The following is an 18,412-nucleotide window of genomic DNA, read 5'->3' as shown; positions in this document are numbered from 1 at the left end:
GCCTCACACCCTGGGCGACAGGCCATCGGCCAGCGCCAGCCGGTAGGCCCGCCAGCCCGGCAGCAAGCTGGCCAACCAGCCCGCACCCAGCAGCAAGCCCAGCAGCTGCCACTCCGCCGCGCCGGGCCATTGCAGTCGCAGCGTCAGGCCGTAGTGCGATTGCACCCAGCCGCCCAAACTCCAAATCAGCACGGCGCAGGTCAGGACACCCAGCAAGACGCCGCACAGGGTGACCAAGCCGCCCTCCAGCGCCAGCAAGGCCAGCACATGGCGCGGCCCGGCGCCCACGGCCCGCAGAATGGCCAGCTCGCGCCGCCGCTCGTTCAGGCCGGCCAGCACCACGGCCACCAGGCCCACCAGGCTGACGACAGACACCAGCGCGCTCACGGCCAGCAGACCGCGCTCACCGATACCGACCAAGCCCCACAACTCATCCAGCACCACGCCGGGCAGCACGGCCAGCAAAGGCTCGGCCTGGTAGCCTGCCACCCAGCGCTGCACCGAGAACACCGCCGTGCGCTGCTTCAGCCCCACCAGCACGGCGCTCACCTGCTTGGGGGTCAGGTCATGCTGGAGCGCTTGCTCGGCGCTGAACGCCATGCCCGGCAGGGGCGCGCCGGCCAGCCAGTCCAGGTGGATGGCCTCCATGCCGGCCAGGCTGATGTGGACCGAGCGGTCCACCGGCGTGCCGGTGGCAGCCAGCACGCCCACCACGGTAAAGGGTTTGTCGGCATGGTCATTGCCCACCAAGGCGCCGTCGCCATGGCTGAGCACGATGCGCTCGCCCAGCCGGTAGCCCAGCGTTTGCGCCACCTCGGCCCCCAGCACCACATCGAACACCGCCTCGAAAGGCCGGCCCTGGGCCAGCCGCAGCGGCTGCCGCTCGCCATAGCTGAAATGCTGGAAATAGTTGCCGCTGGTGGCCACCACGGCATAGCCGCGATGCGAGTCGCCCAGCGAGATCGGGATCACCCAGTCCACGGCAGGATGCTTGGCCAGCGTCTCGACGCTGGACCAGCGGATATTGTGGGTGGCGTTGCCGATGCGGAACACCGAGTAAAGCAGCAGTTGCACGGGGCCGGTGCGCGCCCCCACGATCAGATCGGCGCCCGAGACCGATTGCGAAAAACTCTCGCGCACATCGCTGCGCAGGCGCTCGATGCCCAGCAACAGCAGGGTGGACAGGGCGATCGACAGCATCACCAGCGAGAGCACAAAGCGGCGGTTCCAGGCGCTTTGCGCGGCCAGTGCGAACAAGGCTTTCATAGGCCGGCCTTTGCTTCGTTGATGGCAGCCAGGTCGAGCTGGCGCTGAAAGGCCGAGGCCAGCCGCGCATCGTGGCTGACAAACAGCAGGGCGCTGCCGGCCGCCGCGCAGGCTTCCAGCAAAAGCGTCATGAAGGCGTCGCGCAGGGCTTCGTCCATGGCCGAGGTGGGCTCGTCGGCAATCACCAACTCGGGCGCACCGATCAGCGCACGCGCCGCCGCCACACGCTGCTGTTGACCCACCGACAACTCGCTGGCCTTGCGCTGCCAGTCCTGCGCGGACAAGCCCATGCGCGCCAGCAAGGCCTGGGCGGCTTCGCGGGGCTGGCCGGCACGCTCGCGGCGCCGGGCCGAGAAGCCGCAGGGCAGCAGCACATTGTCCAAGGCCGAGCGGTAGGGCAGCAGATTGAACTGCTGGAAGATATAGCCCACGTGGTCGGCCCGGTGGCGGTCGCGCCGGGCGGTGCCCAGCTTGCGCCAGTCCTGGCCCAGCAGGCTGACCTGGCCTTGGCTGGCCGTCAGCACGCCCGCCAGCAGGGACAGCAAGGTGCTCTTGCCCGCGCCGCTGGGGCCGCGCAAAAACAGCGTCTCGCCGGCGTGCAGCTCGAAGTGGGGGATGGTCAGGCAGTCATGCTCGGCCCGGGGCCAGCGAAAGCGCAGATCCTGCAGGCTCAGCAAGGGGGTGTTCGTCACCGGGTCAAATTCAGCAGCTTGTTCGGCCGCTTCAGCTCTCGTTTGATCTGGCCCTTGGGCCCTGCCACCTGCACCTGGAGGCGTTGCAGGCGCTTGAACGCGTCGAACAGGCCCAGCTCGATGCTGCTGAGTTGGTCCGCTTGGGCGCAGCGGAATTCCCAGCTGCCGTCCAGGTCGGCATGCTCGGCGTCCTTGACGCCGGGCTGGGCGGGACTTTGCAGCAACGGCGCCACCAGCGTGGTCTTGACCAGGCCGCACTGAGCCTCGGGGTTAGGCTGCCAGAGCGCCGAGCCGGGGTCCAGGCCTGCCAGCACGGCGGCGGCGGCCTCGCGCTCGGCCACCGTGCGAGGGCGGCGCTCGTAGCCCAGCAGGCTGTCCATCGGGATGTTCAGCTGCAATGTCAGGGTCTGGCCCTCCAGCGCCACGTCGAGCCGGGCGACGCCGTGTTGATGAACATGGGCCCAGGCCGGCAGGGCGGCGGCCAGGGCGAAGAGGGCGACGAAATGGAGGTGGATTTTCACAAGGGTATTCCGTGAATCTGAGTTGCGTCGCAGGCGGTTTGGGTCAGCGCTTGCAACGAGGCCTCGTGCAACTCACCCAGATGACGGCGGCAGAGCGCACCGCCCTGCACCGCCGCGCTGTAGGGCAGGCCGGCCCAGCGGTTGCCGGCCGCACGCATCAGGCCGCCGACGGCCAGGCCGCCGCGCAGTGCTTTGAGGGTAATGCCGCGCTGCGCTAGAAAGCGCTGGGCGTCCAAGGGCCCATCGGTGCTGACCAGCAAGACCGTCCACTGCGGGTTGGCTTGCGCAAAAGCTTGCAGACGCGGCAGCTCGGCCACGCAGGGCGGGCAGTCACGGCCCCAGAAGTTCACCAGCACCGGGCCCTGGATGCGGCTGAGCGTGACAAAGCGCTCACCCGCCAGGTCGGCCAGGGTGAAATCCCAGGCCAGCGCCGGTTGCACCGCCAACAGCAGCGCAGCCGCCAGCTTAGAAGCTGAGCTTGACGCCGGCATAGACGTAACGCCCGCGGTTGGGGCCCCACAGATGCGTCACATCGGGTGCACCTTCGGCATCGACGAACAAGGAGCTTTCCTTGTCCGACTGCTTGTAGTCGGTCAGATTGTCCGCCCCGGCATACAGCGACACGATCTTGCTCACGGCGTACTCGCCGCGCACGTCCAGGGTGACAAAGCCAGGGCTCTTGTCGCGCTTGCGGCTGCCGTCGAAGTTGTAGCGCTCTTGCACGCCGCTGTCGTCGGCGTGGAATTTGCGCAAGTTCATGGGGCCGGTCCAGACCAGCTTGGCCGTGATGTCCAGCGGGCCTTGCTCGTAGTCCATGCTCAGATAGGCCTTGGCCTGGGGGCGCGCAAAGACCAGGGTGCCGGGCGGAAACTTGTAATGGAACAGCTCGCCGGCCGCCGCCACCGTCAAGGCCGGGGTCAGCAGATAAGACATATTCACGTCCAGCCCCTGCACGGTGACAGGCTTGTCGGCGCTGGTGAACAAGGTGTAGGGCCGGCCACTGGCATCCACCTGGCCCGAATCCAGCAGGGCGAAGTTGCTGATGCGGTTGTAGTTGTAGGAGCCCGTCACCGCCAGGCGGTCGCTGGCGTGGCTGAGCGCGTAGCTGAAGTTGGTGGAGATCTCGGGGCGGTCGATCTCGCGCACGATGTACAAGGTGTCGAGGATGCCGTGGTCTTGCTCGAAGAAGCTGGTCGGCGCCCGGAAGCCACGGCCCGCGCTGAAGCGGCTGGAGAGCTGGGGCGTGTGGTGGTAGAGCGCGTTGATGCGCGGCGAGCTGATGCCGCCGAAGATGTTGTGGCGGTCATAGCGCACCGAGGCGTTCAATTCCAGCGCATCGTCAAAAAACGTGCGGTAGGCCTGCGCAAACACGGCCGGGGTCTTGTACTTGTAGTCGTCGATGCCGATGACGGGGCTGCCGTCGGCCGTGCTGCCGTGGCTCTTCAAGTCCTCGAAGCGGTAGTTGGCGCCGCCCGTCAGGGTCCACTCGCCCACCAGGGTCTGCCAACTGGCCTCGCCGTAATACTGCTTTTGCTCGCCGATATAGGTGGACAGCTCGTAATAGCTGTCCTGCTTGTGCTGGGCCGCACCGAAGGCCAGGCGCAGGCGGCTGTCGCCGAACTGCTTTTCGGCCGTGCCCAGGAACTGCACGCGGTCGGTGAAGATGATCTCGGAGAAACCGCCGCGGCCATCGTCATAGGCCAGCAAGCTGCCGTCGGCCGGCTTGATCCAGCCGGCCTTGGAGGGCGAGCCCTGTGCGCCTTTCGACCAGTCAAAGGGGTTGCCCTTGACGCTGGCCTTGATGGCGGCGTAATCGTCGCCCAGCACGCCGCCGCTGCGTTTCTCGTTCACCAGATCGAGCCGGCCGCGCAGCTTGAAGCCGCCCACGTCATCGACAAAAAAGCCCAGGCCGCCCATCTTGCGGTCAAAGCCCGTGTACTCGGAGATGCCGTTGCCATCGCCATCCACGGCGTCATGCTTGTTGTAGTTGAGGGTGGCGGTGAGGGCGCCGCCGTCGAAGGCACGCGCCACAAAGGCATCACCCTGGCGCGAACCGAAGTTGCCCAGTTGCAGGCGCAGGGCGGTCTCGTTGGCCTTGGGGCGCTTGCTGACGATGTTGACCGTGCCGGCCAGGGCCTCGGGCGCAATCAGGCTGGCGCCGGCGCCGCGTGCCACATCGATGCGCTCCACGCCGTGCACATTGATGCTGTCCAGCCCGTAGGCGCTGGAGACCGATGAATAGATCGGCACGCCGTCAATCAGCAAGGTGGTGTAGCGACCGGGCAGGTTGTTGAGCAAGACATTGCGCACATTGCAGATCGAGCATTCCACCTGCACGCTGATGCCGGGGTTCTTGTCCAGGGCCTCGTTGATATTGGTGGCGCCGCTGCGCTCGATGACGGTTTCCGACAGGGTTTCGGTCTTGACCAGGTCGCTGCGCAAGGCGCCCGGGCGCATCACGCCTTGACTGGACTGTACGGTGACCTTGGGCAGGACGCTGGTTTCCTGAGCCTGGACGCCGAAGGCGCTGCACAGGGCGAGGGTAAGCAGAGGGAGGGCGGGAGACTTCATGCGGAGGGGTCGGGTTGGCGTTTGCGTGGGGTAGGCGCTAGGCTGCTGCCGACGCATTTCGCCGTTAATGATAATTGATTATCAATACTAACCCAGGCAAACCCGCAGCCGCTCGCCCATGCATCGCCATTCGCACCCGCCTTCGCAGCGCCGTCCTGCAGGCCGCCCGAGGGCTGGAAGGCCTACCCGCCGGTTTTTTTGCAACCCTACAATCCTGTCAACAACAGACACCCACACCCACACCATGACCCAAGCCACCCACACCCCCGATCAACTCGCCCAGGAATTTGTGGCTTTTGCGGTGCAAGCCGGCGTGCTGCGTTTTGGTGAGTTCAAGACCAAGGCCGGCCGCCTGAGCCCCTACTTTTTCAATGCCGGCCTGTTCGACGACGGCGCCAAGCTGGGTGCCCTGGCCAAGTTCTACGCCCAGCGCCTGATCGCCTCCGGCCTGCAGTTCGACATGATTTTCGGCCCCGCCTACAAGGGCATCACCCTGGCCGCCGCCCTGTCCATCGAGCTGGCCCGCCTGGGACATAACAAACCATTCGCCTACAACCGCAAGGAAGCCAAGGACCATGGCGAAGGCGGCACCCTGGTGGGTGCGCCGGTGCAGGGCCGGGTGCTGATCATCGACGATGTGATCTCCGCCGGCACCTCGGTGCGCGAGTCCATCGCCATGATCCAAGCCGCCGGCGCCACGCCCTGCGGCGTCACCATCGCCCTGGACCGGCAAGAGAAAGCGGCCGAGAACGGGGTGGATTTGCCACACTCGGCGGTGCAATACGTCACGCAACAACTACAAATGCCGGTGATCGCGATTGCCGGATTGGCCGATCTGCTTCAGTATCTGCGTTCAGCGGACGATAGTTCGGTCAAGGCCTATGCCGACGCCGTCCAGGCTTATCGGGACAAATACGGGGTCTGATGCTCCAGCCACTGCGCAACAGGATTCTTGAAGACGTAAACAGCACACCGCGACGCCGCGTCCTGCCCGGCCCAGCGCTGCTGTTTTGCGCCTTCACCAGCCTGTCCGCAAACCAGGGCCTGGCCCAGCCGCCAGCACCCAAGACCAATATCTACACCTGCACCACGCTGGATGGGCGCCGCCTGACCTCGGACCGCCCCATCGCCGAATGCAGCACGCGCGAGCAGCGCATCCTCAACGCCGACGGCTCGCACCGTGCCACCCTGCCCCCGGCCATGTCGCCGGAGGAGCGGGCCGCCCAGGAGGTCCGTGAGCGCAAGCGCGCGGCCGAGCGCGCCGCCCAGTTGGACGCGGTGCGGCGCGACCGCAATTTGATGCAGCGTTTTCCGAGCGAAGCCACGCACAACAGCGCCCGCAGCGCCGCCTTGGACGACACCCACAAGGCCATGCAAGCCTCCGAGCGGCGCATCCAGGAGCTGGCCCAGGAGCGCAAGCCCTTGCTGGACGAGGCCGAGTTCTACAAGGGCCGGGCCCTGCCGGCCAAGCTCAAGCAGCAGATGGACGCGAACGACGCGGCCGTCGAAGCCCAGCAGCAGCTGATCGAAAACCAGAAGGCCGAGCTGGTGCGCATCAACAGCCGCTACGACGCGGAGCTCTCCAGACTCAAGCGCCTGTGGGCCGGCGCAGCACCGGGCAGCCTGGGTGTTAGCAAGCTCGACGCCGACGCGGACGAAGCCGCGCCGGACGGCAAGCGCTGATCAGCCCTCCAGCTTCTTCCTCAGCAGCTCGCCCACGGCGGCCGGATTGGCCTTGCCCTTGCTCGCCTTCATGGCCTGGCCGACCAGGGCGTTGAAGGCCTTGTCCTTGCCGGCACGGAACTCCTCCACCGATTTGGCGTTGGCGGCCAGCACCTCGTCGAGGATGCGCTCCAGCTCGCCGGTGTCGCTCATCTGCTTGAGCCCTTTGGCCTCGATCAGGGCGTCCACATCCTGGCCTTCGCCGGTCCACAGCGCCTCAAAAACTTGGCGGGCGGCGTTGTTGGAGATGCTGCCGTCCTGGATGCGGCCGATCAGCGCGGCCAGGGTCTGCGCCGGGACCGGGCTGGTTTCGATGCTGCGTTCCTCCGCATTCAAGCGGCGCGAGAACTCGCCCTGCAGCCAGTTGGCGACCAGCTTGGGCGCCTTGCAGACATCGCGGGCGGCTTCGTAAAAGCGCGCCGTGGCCAGACTTTGCGTCATCAAGGCGGCATCGTAGGCGGGCAGGCCGTCCACCGTCTCGAAGCGCGCCGCCATCACGGCCGGCAGCTCGGGCATCTCGCGGCGCACCCGCTCCACCCATTCCGGCGCGATCACCAGGGGCGGCAGATCGGGGTCGGGGAAGTAGCGGTAATCGGCCGAGTCTTCCTTGCTGCGCATCGCGCGGGTCTCGCCGGTGTCGGGGTTGAAGAGCACGGTGGCTTGCTGGATGCTGCGGCCGTCCTCGATCTCGTCGATCTGCCAGTTCACCTCGTAGTCCACCGCCTGCAGCAGATTGCGGAAGCTGTTCAGATTCTTGATCTCACGCCGCGTACCGTAGGGCGCGCCGGGTTTGCGCACCGAGACGTTGACATCGCAGCGGAAGCTGCCTTCCTGCATATTGCCGTCGCAAATGCCCAGCCACATCACCAGGGCGTGCAAGGTCTTGGCGTATTCGCAGGCCTCGGCGCCGCTGCGCATATCGGGCTCGCTAACGATTTCCAGCAACGGCGTGCCGGCACGGTTCAGGTCTATGCCCGACTGGCCGTGATAGTCCTCGTGCAGGCTCTTGCCAGCATCCTCTTCCAGATGGGCACGGGTCAGCTTGACGCTGTGCTTCACATCGCCGACAAAGAACTCCACCTGGCCGCCCTGCACCACCGGGATCTCGAACTGGCTGATCTGGTAGCCCTTGGGCAGATCGGGGTAGAAATAGTTCTTGCGCGCGAAGATGGACAGCGGCGCCACCTTGGCCCCCACGGCCAGACCGAAGCGGATGGCGCGCTCGACGGCGCCCCGGTTCAGCACCGGCAGCGTGCCGGGCAGGGCCAGATCCACCGGCGAGGCTTGCGTGTTGGGCTCGGCGCCGAAGGCGGTGGAAGAGCCGCTGAAGATCTTGGAGACGGTGGAGAGTTGGACGTGGTTTTCCAGGCCGATCACGACCTCGTAGCCACGGATCAGTTTGCTAGATGCCATGTGCTTAGATTCCTGCGGGAGCGGCGCGGTGCCAGTCGGTGGCTTGCTGCAGCGCGTGGGCGGCATGCAGCAGTTGGCCTTCCTTGAAATAATTGCCCAGCAGCTGAATGCCGACGGGCATGCCGCCCTCGCCCAAACCCACCGGCACACTCATGCCGGGCAGGCCGGCCAGCGAACCGGGCAGGGTGAAGATGTCGGCCAGATAGGCCTTGACCGGGTCGTCCTTGCCCTCGCCATGCTTCCAGGCCACGGTGGGCGCCACCGGGCCGGCGATCAGATCGCACTGCTGGAAGGCCTGCTGGAAGTCGTCGGCAATCATGCGGCGCAGCTTTTGCGCCTGCAGATAGTAGGCGTCGTAATAACCGTGAGACAGCACGTAGCTGCCAATCATGATGCGGCGCTTGACCTCGGGACCGAAGCCTTCGGCGCGGGTCTTTTTGTACATGTCCAGCAGGTCATCAAACTGGGCCGCACGGTGGCCGAACTTGACGCCGTCGAAGCGGCTCAGATTCGAGCTGGCCTCGGCCGGGGCGATGATGTAGTAGACGGGGATGGCCAGCTCGGTGCGGGGCAGGCTCACATCCACCAGGGTGGCGCCCAGCTTTTCCAGCTCGGCCAGGCCCTGGCGCACGGCCCCGGCCACATCGGCCGACAAGGCCGCGGGGAAGAACTCGCGCGGCAGACCGATGCGCAGGCCTTTCAGCGGCTGCGCCGCCGTCGCGCCCTCGCGGGCCTGCAGCATCTGGGCATGGAAGTCCTGCGGCGGCTGCTGGATGCTGGTGGCATCGCGCTCGTCAAAGCCGCTCATGGCGGAGAGCAGCAGGGCGCAGTCCTCGGCCGAGCGGGCCATCGGGCCGGCCTGGTCCAGGCTGGAGGCAAAAGCGATCATGCCGAAGCGCGAGCAGACGCCGTAGGTGGGCTTGATGCCGGTGATGCCGGTGAAGCTGGCGGGTTGGCGGATGGAGCCACCGGTGTCGGTGCCGGTGACGGCGGGCACCAGGCGGGCCGCCACGGCGGCGGCCGAGCCGCCGGAGGAACCGCCGGGCACGCGCTCCTGGTCCCAGGGGTTGAGCACCGGCTTGAAGGCCGAGTTGGCATTGGCCGAGCCCATGGCGAACTCGTCGCAATTGAGCTTGCCCAGGCTCACCGTACCGGCCTGCTTCAGGCGTGCCACCACGGTGGCGTCGAAGGGGCTTTGGTAATTGGCCAGGATCTTGGAGCCGGCCGTGGTGGGCATGTCTTGCGTGACGAAGATGTCCTTGTGGGCCAGGGGCACGCCGAGCAGGGCGCCGCCCATTGCACCTAACTCACCGGCGGCGCGGCGCTCATCGGCCGCCCGGGCCGCGGCCAGAGCCAGGGACTCGTCCACATGCAGAAAGCAACCCAGCGCTGCCTGCGAGCTAGCACGAGCGAGCAGATGTTGTGTCACCTCAAAGCTGGACACGCGCTTGGCGGCCAACGCGCGGCCCAAATCGGCCACGCCCAAATCGTGCAAAGAAGCTGTTGTCGTTGTCATTATTCGATGACCTTTGGAACCAGGAACAGACCGTCTTCCACCGCCGGAGCGCTGCGCTGATTGAGCTCGCGCTGATTGCCTTCGGTGACGACGTCCTCGCGCAGGCGCAGGGCCACCTCCTGCACCGCCGACAGCGGCGTGTACAGGGGCTCGACACCGCGGGTGTCGACGGCGCTCATCTGCTCCACGATCTTGAAAAACCCGTTCAGCTGGGTCAGCATCTCGCTGCTTTCAGCAGCCTGCAGGTCCAGCCGCGCCAGATGGGCGATGCGGCTTACGTCTTGAGAGGTCAGTGCCATGGGCAATGCGATTCCGAGGTTGCAAAACACGGGGCAGTCATCACGCACAGAGGCGTGCGAAGAATGCTGAGCCAGTGGCAAACATATGGCCCGTGCGGTAGAGAATTTAAGGGGTGATCAGTTATTATCTCCGCTTATCTCCATGGCACCGGGGCTGCATGTCCTTCTGGGACCCGCAGCCTCGTCGCACATCTGGAGATGACTGTTGAAACAATCTGTGAATGCCGTCCCAGGTGCAGCCGACCTTGAATCAGCCGGCAGCACCCCCAAGAACCCAACACTGCCGCTAGCCCTGCGCGGTGCTTGAAGCGATCTGCCGCCCAAGGCCCAGATGCCCCGAGCCCACGCCCGCCACAAACATGATGTTCGCCTCCCTGCGCCGCTACTTCTCCACCGACCTTGCCATCGACCTCGGCACCGCCAACACGCTGATCTACGTCCGCGGCAAAGGCATCGTGCTCGACGAGCCCTCGGTCGTCTCCATCCGCCACGAAGGCGGCCCGAATGGCAAGAAGACCATCCAGGCCGTCGGCCACGAGGCCAAGGCCATGCTGGGCAAGGTGCCCGGCAATATCGAGGCCATCCGCCCGATGAAGGACGGCGTGATCGCCGACTTCACCGTCACCGAGCAGATGCTCAAGCAGTTCATCAAGATGGTGCACGACTCCAAGATGCTGCGCCCCAGCCCGCGCATCATCATCTGCGTGCCCTGCGGCTCGACCCAGGTCGAGCGCCGCGCCATCCGCGAATCGGCGCTTGGAGCGGGTGCCTCCGAGGTCTATCTGATCGAGGAACCGATGGCGGCCGCCATCGGCGCGGGCCTGCCGGTGTCTGAAGCCTCCGGCTCGATGGTGGTGGACATCGGCGGCGGCACGACCGAGGTCGGCGTGATCTCGCTGGGCGGCATGGTTTACAAGGGCTCGGTGCGCGTCGGCGGCGACAAGTTCGACGAAGCCATCATCAACTACATCCGCCGCAACTACGGCATGCTGATCGGCGAGCCCACGGCCGAGGCGATCAAGAAGAATATCGGCTCGGCCTTCCCCGGCTCCGAGGTCAAGGAGATCGAGGTCAAGGGCCGCAATCTGGCCGAGGGCGTGCCGCGCAGCTTCACCATCTCGTCCAACGAGATCCTGGAAGCCCTGACCGACCCGCTGAACCAGATCGTCAGCGCCGTCAAGAACGCGCTGGAACAGACCCCGCCCGAGCTGGGTGCAGACATCGCCGAACGCGGCATGATGCTGACCGGCGGCGGCGCCCTGCTGCGCGATCTGGACCGCCTGCTGGCCGAGGAAACCGGCCTGCCGGTGCTGGTGGCCGAAGACCCGCTGACCTGCGTGGTGCGCGGCTGCGGCATGGCGCTGGAGCGTATGGAACGCCTGGGCAGCATCTTCACCTACGAGTAAGTTCGGGCCTACTGCGTCTTCGGCTCGCTACGGCTGGCAACGCTGAATCTTTTTCGCCATGTCCCTAGGCCCTCCTGACCGCACGACGCCGCCGATCTTCCGGCAAGGCCCCTCGGCCCTGACCAAGCTGCTGCTGTGCGCGGCCTCCGCCGTGTTTCTGATGGTGGCCGACGCCCGCTTCAAGGTGGTGGAGCCGGCCCGCGCCGGCCTGGCCCTGCTGCTGCATCCGGTGCAGCGCCTGCTGCTGACGCCGGTCGATGCCTGGGACAATTTCGGCGACTATCTGCGCGGCAGCCAGCGCGCCATGAAGGCCGAGAGCCTGGCCCGCCAGCAACTGGTGCAGCAGGCCGAGAAGCTCAGCCGCGCCAGCCAGTTGCAGGACGAGAACCAGCGCCTGCGCGCCCTGCTGGGCCTGCGTCCGGCCCTGCAGGTCGCCTCCCAGGCGGCCGAGGTGCTGTACGAGGCGCCGGACCCCTATTCCCGCCGTGTCGTCATCGACCGCGGCGCCAGCCATGGCGTGCAGCTGGGCGCACCGGTGATCAACGACGCCGGCGTGCTGGGCCAGGTCACCCGGCTCTACACCCTGTCCGCCGAGGTCACCTTGCTGAACGACAAGGACGCCGCCATCCCCGTGCTCAACACCCGCACCCAGCAGCGCAATGCCGCCTTCGGCAGCGCCGACGGCAGCGGCATGGAGCTGCGCTTCCTGGCCGCCAACGCCGATGTGAAGGAGGGCGATCTGCTCGCCACCTCGGGCCTGGACGGCATCTACCCGCCCGGTCTGCCGGTGGCCAAGGTCGCGCTGGTGGAGCGCCGCGGCGACAGCAGTTTTGCCCGTGTGGACCTGCAGCCCATGGCCCAGGCCGACAGCGTGCGCCATGTGCTGGTGCTGCAGCCCCTGGCCCAGCACGAGGCCGCTCAGGCCGAGGCGGCCGCCGCTGCCGCCTCCGCAGCCGCCGCCCAGGCCCAGACCAAGGCCACGCTGAAGAGCGCCAAGGCCGCGGCCAAGGCGGCCTCCACCCCGGGAGCCAAGCCATGATCATGCCGCGCGGCTCCGGCCAGCTGCTGCTGCCGGCCAATCCGGTCTTCATCGCCTTCACGCTCTTGCTGGCCCTGGCGGCCGATCTGGTGCCGCTGGGCCGCACGGCCCTGATGCCGGACCTGCTCTCGGTGGTGCTGGTGTTCTGGGGCGTGCACCAGCCGCGCCGGGTCGGCGTGGGCTGGGCCTTCGCCTTCGGCCTGCTGATCGATGTGCACCACGGCTCCCTGCTGGGCCAGCATGCCCTGGCCTACAGCATCCTGAGCTTCGGCGCCGTCAGCCTGCACCGCCGCCTGCCCAGCTTCGGCCTGCTCACCCAGGCCTTGCAGGTGCTGCCCTTGTTCGCCATCGCCCATGCCGTCTCGCTGGCCGTGCGCATGCTGGTGGGCGGCATGTGGCCGGGCTGGACGCTGATGCTGGCGCCGCTGTTCGAGGCCATGCTATGGCCGCTGGCCACCGTGCTCTTGCTGGCCCCGCAGCGCCGCGCCCCGGACCGCGACGCCAACCGCCCGCTCTGAACAGCGCCCCATGACCGTTCTGAAGAATCTCGAGCAGGAGCTGTCGCGCTTCCGCCTGCGCCTGGTGGTGGCGGCGGGCTTTGTGCTGTTCTGCTTCGGCCTGCTGGTGGCGCGCCTGGTGTTTCTGCAGGTGATCCAGCACGACAGCCTGCTGGACCGGGCCGAGAGCAACCGCGTCACCATCGTGCCCATCGTGCCCAACCGCGGCCTGATCAAGGACCGCAACGGCGTGGTGCTGGCCAGCAATTACTCGGCCTACACGCTGGAGATCACGCCCTCCAAGGTGCTCGATCTGGAGGCCACCATCGACGCCCTGGCCCAGGTGGTGGAGGTGCAGGCGCGCGACCGCCGCCGCTTCAAGCGCCTGATGGACGAGAGCAAGAGCTTCGAGTCCCTGCCCATCCGCACCAAGCTCAGCGACGCCGAGGTGGCCCGCTTCACCGCCCAGCGCTTCCGCTTCCCCGGCGTGGAGATCAAGGCACGGCTGTTCCGCAGCTACCCGCTGGGCGAGGTAGGCGCCCATCTGATCGGCTATATCGGCCGCATCAACCAGGCCGAGAAAAAGGCCATGGACGATTGGGAAGAAGAAGACATCGCCAATTACCGCGGCACCGAATACATCGGCAAGCTGGGCCTGGAGCAGAGCTATGAGCGCGAGCTGCACGGCATCACCGGCTTCGAGCAGATGGAGACCAGCGCCGCCGGCCGCGCCGTGCGCCGCCTGGCCTACAAGCCGCCCACGCCGGGCAATACCTTGCAGCTGTCCATCGACATCCGCCTGCAAGCCCTGGTGGAGGAGCTGTACAAGGACCGACGCGGCGCCCTGGTCGCCATCGACCCGCGCAACGGCGAGGTGCTGGCCTTCGTCTCCAAGCCCACGTTCGACCCCAATCTCTTCGTCGACGGCATCGATGTGGAGAGCTGGCGCGACTTGAACGAAAACCCCGACAAGCCTCTGCTCAACCGCGCCCTGCGCGGCACCTATCCGCCGGGCTCCACCTTCAAGCCGCTGATGGCCATGGCCGCGCTGACCAGCGGCAAGCGCTCGCCCAGCGTGGTGATCCAGGACAACCTGACCTACAGCTTCGGCGGCCGCACCTTCGGCAGCCCCGAGACCGACAGACCCGGTCCCAAGGACATGCGGGCGGCCATCGTCAGCTCCTCCAACGTCTACTTCTACAGCCTGGCCAATGAGATGGGCGTGGATCTGATCCACGACGAGCTGGAGCCCTTCGGCCTGGGCCGGCGCACCGAGATCGATCTGCAGGGCGAGGTCAGCGGCGTGCTGCCCTCGCAGGAATGGAAGCGCCGCTACTTCGCCAGAAGCCCGGCCAACCAGAAATGGTTTGCCGGCGAGACCATCTCACTGGGCATAGGCCAGGGCTACAACAACTTCACCATGCTGCAGCTGGCCTCGGCCTACGCCACCATCGCCAACGGCGGCACACGCTTCAGGCCACGCCTGGTGCGCGAGATCGAGGACGTGGTCAAGCACGAGCAGCGCCGCGTCGCCAGCGACGCCCTGCAGCCCCTGCCGCTCAAGCCGGCCGATGTGGAGGTCATCCTCAACGCCATGCACGGGGTGACGCTGGAAGGCACTTCGCGCCTGGTGTTTGCCGGCGCCCCCTACACCAGCGGCGGCAAGACCGGCACGGCCCAGGCCGTGGGCCTGCGGGCCGGTGAGCGCTACCGCGACGTCAAGGCCGACGAGCGCAAACGCGACCACTCGCTCTACGTCGCCTTCGCGCCCGTCCACCAACCCACCATCGCGCTGGCCTTGATCGTCGAGAACGCGGGCTGGGGCTCCACCTCGGCCGCCCCCATCGCAAGGCGGGTGTTCGACTATGTGCTGGCCGGCCAATATCCCAACGAGGAAGACATCGCCCTGACCCAGATCGGCAAGTCCACCGCTCCGCTAGGCAAGCCCCGCAGCTTGGCCGAGGTGGCGCTGCCTGGTGCGCCGGCCTCGGCCGCATCGGCCTCAGCATCGGCATCGGCCCCTTCTCGCGGAGCTTCATCGCCATGACGGTATTCGACAAGCCCAGCCTCAGCCAGCGCCTCAAGCCCTGGTTCAGCGGCTTCGACCTGCCCCTGCTGCTGGCCATTGCCTGGATGATGGGCCTGGGCCTGATCTGCATGTATTCGGCCGGTTATGACCATGGCACGCGCTTTGTCGACCACTCGCGCAATATGCTGATCTCGGTGGCGCTGATCTTCTTCGTGGCGCAAATCCCGCCGCAGCGCATCATGCAGCTGGCCATCCCGCTCTACACCGTGGGCGTGCTGCTGCTGATCGCCACCGCCTTGTTCGGCATCACCAAAAAAGGCGCGACGCGCTGGCTCAATATCGGCATCACCCAGATCCAGCCCTCCGAGATCCTCAAGATCGCCACGCCGCTGATGCTGGCCTGGTGGTTCCAGAAACGCGAGGGCTTGCTGCGCCTGCCCGACTTCATCGCCGCCTTCGTGCTGCTGGCCGTGCCGGTGTTGCTGGTGGCCAAGCAGCCCGATCTGGGCACCTCCATCCTGGTGTTCTCGGCCGGCTTCTTCGTGATCTTCTTTGCCGGCATGAGCTGGAAGCTGATCATCCCGGCCTTTATGGTCGGCGCCATCGGCATCACCACCCTGGTGTTGAGCGAGGAAAAAATCTGCCAGCCCGAGGTCGAATGGCTGGTGCTGCGCGAGTACCAGAAGAACCGCGTCTGCACCCTGCTGGACCCCAATAAAGACCCGCTGGGCAAGGGCTTCCACATCATCCAGGGCGAGATCGCCATCGGCTCCGGCGGCATCCACGGCAAGGGCTTTATGAAGGGCACGCAAACCCATCTGGAGTTCATCCCCGAGCGCACCACCGACTTCATCTTCGCCGCCTTCGGCGAGGAGTTCGGCCTGCTCGGCGCCCTGGCCCTGCTGGCCGGCTTCACCGCCCTGATCCTGCGCGGGCTGATGATTGCCTCCGAAGCGCCCACCCTGTTCTCGCGCCTGATGGCGGGGGCCGTAACGCTGTCCTTCTTCGTCTACGTGTTCGTCAATATGGGCATGGTCAGCGGCATCCTGCCCGTGGTGGGCGTGCCCCTGCCCTTCATCAGCTATGGCGGCACGGCCATGGTGACCCTGGGCCTGGGCCTGGGCCTGCTGATGTCCATCGCCAAGACACGCCGGCCGCGCTACTGATCAGGCCTCGGCGTTCGGCAAGGGGTGTGCCGAGAAGCGCACCGTGAAGCGCGCCCCCGGGCCCTGGCCGTCGGGCTCGGCCTGGCCGGGCCGGCGCGGCCGGGTCTCGTCCAGCGTCAGCTCGGCCTCATGCTGCTGGGCGATCTCGCGCACGATGGCCAGGCCCAGGCCGGAACCGTCCACATTGGTGCCCAGGGCGCGGTAAAAAGGCTGGAAGACCTGCTCGCGCTCGGCCTCGGCCACGCCGGGGCCGGAGTCCTCCACCTGCAGCACGCTGACCTGGCCGAAGGGATCCTCCACCACTCGCACCGTCACCGTGCCGCCGGCCGGGGTGTAAAGCAGGGCGTTGTCGACCAGATTGCGGATCAGCTCGCGGATCAGCAAGGGGTGGCCAAGAATGCTCAGGCCGCTCTGCTCCTGCTCCGGGCCCTCGTAACCCAGGTCTATGCGTTTGTCGAAGGCGCGCGGCACAAAGTCGCGCACCGTCTCGATCGCCAGTTCGGCCAGATTGACCTCGCTGCGGCGGGCCGCATGCTCCTGGTCCTCGGCCCGCGCCATGGCCAGCAGCTGGTTGACCATATGCGCGGCACGCTGGCTGGACAGCGCAATCTGCTGCAGCGAACGCTTCAGCTCAGCGGGCTCGCTGCGGCCCTCGTCGATCTCGCGCTGGGCGAACTCGGCTTGCGTGCGCAGGCCCGCTAACGGCGTTTTCAGCTGGTGGGCGGCATCGGCCAGAAAATGCTTCTGGCTGCTGATGGACTGATCCAGCCGCGCCAGCAAATCATTGATGGCGCGCACCAGCGGCGCCACCTCCTCGGGGATGCGGTGCTCGTCGATGGGGCTCAGGTCCGAACTCTCACGCGAGCGGATGCGGCGCTGCAACTCGTTCAGCGGCGCGATGCCGCGCGCCAGCGCCAGCCAGACCAGCAACACGGCCAGCGGCAGGATGACGAACTGCGGCAGGATCACGCCCTTGATGATTTCGTTGGTCAGGCGGCCGCGCTTGCCCAGGGTCTCGGCCACCTGCACCAGCATGGTTTTGCTGCTGCCCGCCATGCCCTCGGGCGAGACCCAGAGGTAAGCCACCCGCACCCGCTCATGGCCCACCTCATCGTCGCGGAAGTGCAGCTCCCAGGGCACGATGGGGTCTTCATCCGGCGGCATCGGCAGCTTGGCGTCGCCGTTGAGCAACTCGCCGCGCAGGCCCAGCACCTGGTAGTACACGGTGTCGGTCTCGTCCGCCCGCAAGAGCGCCGCGGCCTCGGGCGCCAGCGCGTACTGCGAGCGCCCCTTGCGCCCGGCGGCGGCCGCGGCCGCGGGCGAGGCCACCTGCAAGCCAAGGGTGCGGGCCATCTCGCCCAGCTCGCGGTCATAGGGCTTGCCGGCAATGCCCTGCGCCACCAGCCAAGTCAGGGCCACGCTGATGGGCCAGATCAAGAGCAGCGGCGCCAGCATCCAATCAAGGATCTCGCCGAACAGCGAGCGCTGGCCGGATTCAGCGGCCATATCAACCGGGGATTTTTTCGAGGCAATAGCCCAGACCGCGCACCGTGGCGATGCGGATGGGGCCTTGCTCTATCTTCTTGCGCAGGCGGTGGATGTACACCTCGATGGCGTTATTGCTGACTTCTTCGCCCCACTCACACAGGCGCTCTACCAGCTGGTCCTTGCTGACCAGGCGGCCGGCGCGCTGCAAGAGCACCTCCAGCAGGCTCAGCTCGCGCGCCGACAGCTCCACCATCTGCTCGTTGATATAGGCCACACGGCCGGTGGCGTCGAAGGACAGCGGCCCATGCTTGATGACGCTGGAGGCCGTGCCCAGGCCGCGCCGGGTTAGCGCCCGCACGCGCGCTTCCAGCTCCTGCAGCGAAAAGGGCTTGGCCATGTAATCGTCGGCGCCCAGGTCCAGGCCCTTGACACGCTGCTCGACGCTGTCGGCCGCAGTCAGAATCAGCACAGGCATCGACGAGCCGCGCGCCCGCAGCTTGCGCAAGACCTCCAGCCCATGCAGGCGCGGCAGGCCCAGGTCCAGGATCACCAGGTCAAACTCATGCGAAGCCAGGGCCGCGTCGGCCTCGGTGCCACTGCCCACCTGGTCCACGGCATAACCCGAAGCCCGCAGGGAACGTAGCAAGGCATCGGCCAATACCTGGTCGTCTTCGGCAATCAGGATGCGCATTTCGGTCTCCAGCGAAATTGGAATCTTTGTCTGCGCATTCTAGGTTTGGCAGCAACCGCCAGGCGGAACAGCGACACAACTTCCCCTGTACGCCGC

At 66.8% G+C, this 18,412-nt stretch carries 17 protein-coding genes; 7 read left to right on the top strand and 10 right to left on the bottom strand.

Annotated elements, in window-relative coordinates:
- Positions 1-3 precede the first annotated feature (3 nt).
- Genes HNP55_RS05900 through HNP55_RS05880 form a run of 5 tightly spaced genes read right to left on the bottom strand, consistent with a single transcriptional unit; the run spans position 4 to position 5,050 of the window.
- A complete protein-coding gene (locus HNP55_RS05900; protein WP_184297167.1) occupies positions 4-1,266 on the bottom strand; it encodes an ABC transporter permease in 1,263 nt (420 codons plus the stop codon).
- On the bottom strand, positions 1,263-1,958 hold the full coding sequence (locus tag HNP55_RS05895) for an ATP-binding cassette domain-containing protein (RefSeq protein WP_184297165.1): 696 nt from the start codon (positions 1,956-1,958) through the stop codon (positions 1,263-1,265). Before HNP55_RS05895 ends, HNP55_RS05900 begins: the two co-directional genes overlap by 4 nt.
- Positions 1,955-2,479 (bottom strand): DUF2796 domain-containing protein, encoded by a 525-nt coding sequence (locus HNP55_RS05890; protein ID WP_184297163.1) that lies wholly within the window; start codon positions 2,477-2,479, stop codon positions 1,955-1,957. Before HNP55_RS05890 ends, HNP55_RS05895 begins: the two co-directional genes overlap by 4 nt.
- Positions 2,476-2,919: a TlpA disulfide reductase family protein gene (locus HNP55_RS05885; RefSeq protein WP_348648676.1), complete on the bottom strand. Its 444-nt coding sequence runs from the start codon at positions 2,917-2,919 to the stop codon at positions 2,476-2,478. The genes HNP55_RS05890 and HNP55_RS05885 overlap by 4 nt, the downstream gene beginning before the upstream one ends.
- A gap of 25 nt (positions 2,920-2,944) precedes the next feature.
- Positions 2,945-5,050: a TonB-dependent receptor plug domain-containing protein gene (locus HNP55_RS05880; protein ID WP_184297159.1), complete on the bottom strand. Its 2,106-nt coding sequence runs from the start codon at positions 5,048-5,050 to the stop codon at positions 2,945-2,947.
- Between the two features lie 244 nt (positions 5,051-5,294).
- Between HNP55_RS05880 and pyrE the strand changes: the two genes are divergently transcribed.
- Both pyrE and HNP55_RS05870 read left to right on the top strand, forming a co-directional pair.
- A complete protein-coding gene (gene pyrE / locus HNP55_RS05875; protein ID WP_184297157.1) occupies positions 5,295-5,975 on the top strand; it encodes an orotate phosphoribosyltransferase in 681 nt (226 codons plus the stop codon).
- A complete protein-coding gene (locus HNP55_RS05870; RefSeq protein WP_246448214.1) occupies positions 5,975-6,733 on the top strand; it encodes a hypothetical protein in 759 nt (252 codons plus the stop codon). Before pyrE ends, HNP55_RS05870 begins: the two co-directional genes overlap by 1 nt.
- Here HNP55_RS05870 and gatB read toward each other — a convergent pair whose 3' ends face one another.
- From gatB to gatC, 3 genes are read right to left on the bottom strand one after another with little or no spacing between them, the layout of a single operon-like run.
- Positions 6,734-8,185, bottom strand: coding sequence for an Asp-tRNA(Asn)/Glu-tRNA(Gln) amidotransferase subunit GatB (gene gatB, locus HNP55_RS05865; RefSeq protein ID WP_184297155.1), 1,452 nt, complete (start codon positions 8,183-8,185; stop codon positions 6,734-6,736).
- Between the two features lie 4 nt (positions 8,186-8,189).
- Positions 8,190-9,701, bottom strand: a complete 1,512-nt coding sequence (gatA, locus tag HNP55_RS05860; protein ID WP_184297153.1) for an Asp-tRNA(Asn)/Glu-tRNA(Gln) amidotransferase subunit GatA — start codon at positions 9,699-9,701, stop codon at positions 8,190-8,192.
- Positions 9,701-10,000, bottom strand: coding sequence for an Asp-tRNA(Asn)/Glu-tRNA(Gln) amidotransferase subunit GatC (gene gatC / locus HNP55_RS05855; RefSeq protein ID WP_184297151.1), 300 nt, complete (start codon positions 9,998-10,000; stop codon positions 9,701-9,703). Before gatC ends, gatA begins: the two co-directional genes overlap by 1 nt.
- 362 nt (positions 10,001-10,362) lie before the next feature.
- Here gatC and HNP55_RS05850 point away from each other — a divergent pair, with 362 nt between their 5' ends.
- Genes HNP55_RS05850 through rodA form a run of 5 tightly spaced genes read left to right on the top strand, consistent with a single transcriptional unit; the run spans position 10,363 to position 16,137 of the window.
- Positions 10,363-11,406, top strand: coding sequence for a rod shape-determining protein (locus HNP55_RS05850; protein WP_058722426.1), 1,044 nt, complete (start codon positions 10,363-10,365; stop codon positions 11,404-11,406).
- Between the two features lie 58 nt (positions 11,407-11,464).
- Entirely contained in the window at positions 11,465-12,445 is a 981-nt protein-coding gene (mreC, locus tag HNP55_RS05845; protein WP_184297149.1) for a rod shape-determining protein MreC, read from the top strand.
- Positions 12,442-12,963, top strand: coding sequence for a rod shape-determining protein MreD (gene mreD, locus HNP55_RS05840; RefSeq protein ID WP_184297147.1), 522 nt, complete (start codon positions 12,442-12,444; stop codon positions 12,961-12,963). The genes mreC and mreD overlap by 4 nt, the downstream gene beginning before the upstream one ends.
- A gap of 10 nt (positions 12,964-12,973) precedes the next feature.
- Entirely contained in the window at positions 12,974-14,989 is a 2,016-nt protein-coding gene (gene mrdA / locus HNP55_RS05835; RefSeq protein ID WP_184297145.1) for a penicillin-binding protein 2, read from the top strand.
- Positions 14,986-16,137 (top strand): rod shape-determining protein RodA, encoded by a 1,152-nt coding sequence (gene rodA / locus HNP55_RS05830; protein WP_184297143.1) that lies wholly within the window; start codon positions 14,986-14,988, stop codon positions 16,135-16,137. The genes mrdA and rodA overlap by 4 nt, the downstream gene beginning before the upstream one ends.
- Here rodA and HNP55_RS05825 read toward each other — a convergent pair whose 3' ends face one another.
- Together HNP55_RS05825 and HNP55_RS05820 are read right to left on the bottom strand one after the other, a co-directional pair.
- Positions 16,138-17,643, bottom strand: coding sequence for a sensor histidine kinase (locus HNP55_RS05825; RefSeq protein WP_184297141.1), 1,506 nt, complete (start codon positions 17,641-17,643; stop codon positions 16,138-16,140).
- Between the two features lies 1 nt (position 17,644).
- Positions 17,645-18,316 carry a response regulator transcription factor gene (locus tag HNP55_RS05820; RefSeq protein WP_184297139.1) on the bottom strand — a complete coding sequence of 224 codons (672 nt, stop codon included), beginning with the start codon at positions 18,314-18,316 and terminating at the stop codon, positions 17,645-17,647.
- Positions 18,317-18,412: the final 96 nt, after the last annotated feature.

The organism is Roseateles oligotrophus (genome assembly GCF_014204525.1).
Classification (GTDB): Bacteria; Pseudomonadota; Gammaproteobacteria; order Burkholderiales; family Burkholderiaceae_C; genus Paucibacter_A; species Paucibacter_A oligotrophus_A.
Note: the sequence above shows the minus strand (reverse complement) of the source record. Positions and strands in the feature narration are given on the sequence as shown.